We start from the raw sequence: 2250 nt of genomic DNA on the forward strand, positions 1-2250 counted from the left end.
ATAGTCTTCCTGACGCAGATTATTTTTCAGGATACTTGAAAATCCTTTGAGGTATCTGTCTCCCTCTTCATGACCTTTAGTATCATTTATCTTTTTAAAATTGTCTATATCCAAATAGCATATAGTCAGAGAATACCCGGGTTCTTTCTGCTTTTTTATCTCTTTTGACAAAAATGTATATGCAGCTCTTCTGTTTAAAAGACCAGTGAGTTCATCTGTATTAGCCTGCTTTTTTAATATCTCCTGGAGCTCCTCTTTTTCCAGCATCTCTTTCACAAGCATAGAATTGGATCGTTCCAGATCGGTAGTTCTTTCTATAACTTTGTTTTCAAGATCAGAATAGAGCTCTTTTAACGCCAAAACCATACTGTTGAAGTGGCTGGCCAGCTGGCCTATCTCATCATTTTTATGAACCTTGAGCTCATGGTTAAAATTCTTTTTAGACAGTTCATCTGTGCTTATTTTTAGCATCTCCAGTGGCTTTATCAGCTGAGTATGCACAAATACACCCAGCAGAAAAAACAAGGCCACAACAACAAAAATAGTCGCCAAAACTTTATAGTGCATCTTTTGGTTTATATTCTCTATGAACTTCGTCATATCATTTTCCATCAAACGTACATTTTTATCTGCACTATCCAATAGAGTTGTGTAAACTTCCAGATTCTCCTGTATCTCTGACTGAAGATTGTTTTTGGATAAGACAATTCTTGAAATATTCCGGGATATATCATGGTATTCCCCTATATGTTTCAGAATCTCTTTATTTTCCGTAGATTTTCTCAGATTTTCCACGGCCTCTGTCCAGCCGTCAAAATGTTTCTGGTCCCTGTACTGGAAGATAGATTCCTTACTCTTGTATATAAGCTCACCTAGGTATTTGATTTCATCATAAATTCCATTTTTATATACCTGGTCTCTGATTATATGTCTTGTTGCTTTCTCATTTATATATATTTCTGAAAACTCTTTGCTGTGCTGAAGATTTTTTTCATGTAGGGACAGTATTTTAATCTCCAGATCCTCCAGCTGTTTCACATTTTTTAAAATATTCATTTTTTCAAGACTTGAATTCAGATTTTTACTTCTCAGCATCTCTTTTTTATTTTCAAACTCTTCATAATCTTTTATCATTAAAAGCCCCTTTATAAAATCTCTTCTTTTATAAAGGTTTATAACTGCTTCTTTCTGCCGCATATGCTCCTGGTTTATATTTTGTGTAGCCAGATAACCTTTGAAATGATCAATTCCAAAATACAGAAAAATCACATTGAACATGAAAAACATTACAAAAAATTTCTTTCTGAAAGACATGCCCTCCTCCTTATAAGCCTTGATAATCTTAACCCCTATAAAATCTAATATTCCATATAATTTTTTTCTACCAGAACCCTATACTCTTTCTCTAGCTCGGTTCTGAATCCAGATTTTATGGTCAATCTTTCCAGTTTTTCCTTCTCCACCTTTACCAGGATCTCTACTAGCTCGCTGTCTAGCTGAGTTCCTGAAATACTTCTCAGTATCTCCATGGCTTCCTTGTGAGTCGCCCTTTCTTTGTATATCCTGTCTGTAGTCACTGCTGAATAGGTGTCCGCTACAGCGATTATTTTTGATTCCAAAGGTATTTCATCCCATTTCAGACGGTAGTATCCATTCCCGTCTATCCTCTCATGATGATACTTTATCCACGGTAGAATCTTATCAAAGACATCAAAGGATTCTAAAATACGGCTTCCGTATTCTACATGTTTTTTTATCTGATCATATTCATCTGGGTCCAGCGGTGTTTTTTTGTTCAGAATATCCATGGGAACCAGGATTTTACCAATATCATGGAGGAGGGCAGCCTGTATGAGGTCGCCTTTTGATATGCCTGCCTTCCAACCCTCAGGAAGATTGTCATATAATACTCCTACCAGGTCTGCCACATGCTGTGAGTGACCGCTGGTGTAAGTGTCTCTCAGCTCTACCACTCCTACCAGGCCGCTTACCATTTCCAGATGGAAGGACTCTATGGAAAAAAATGTTTTTTCCAACACAAGTAATATAGTGTAGACAAATAAACCTCCTGCAAAGAGAAGTAAGGAAATCATATTTAATGTAATATTCTTTTCCGGTTTTACCAAAATAATATATCCCAGTTTAAATATGTATAAAAAAAGAAAAGAGATCAGCAGTCCAAAAATAACAAGGTATATATTTTTGTTTACCGATGTCTTCATGACTTTGTTGATAAAATCCAACTTTTTC

The 2250-nt window shown here is 35.8% G+C and carries 2 protein-coding genes; both read right to left on the reverse strand.

All coding sequences use genetic code 11. The features are described 5' to 3' along the window. Window positions 1–1314 (reverse strand): diguanylate cyclase (locus ABZA26_RS13145; protein WP_372714961.1); only part of this gene is annotated, 1314 nt, incomplete at its 3' end. 44 nt (window positions 1315–1358) lie between these two features. Next, a partial coding sequence (locus ABZA26_RS13150) for an HD-GYP domain-containing protein (protein WP_372714962.1) occupies window positions 1359–2250 on the reverse strand: 892 nt, incomplete at its 5' end.

It is taken from the genome of Ilyobacter sp., from assembly GCF_041583315.1.
In the GTDB taxonomy this organism is placed as follows: Bacteria; Fusobacteriota; Fusobacteriia; order Fusobacteriales; family Fusobacteriaceae; genus Ilyobacter.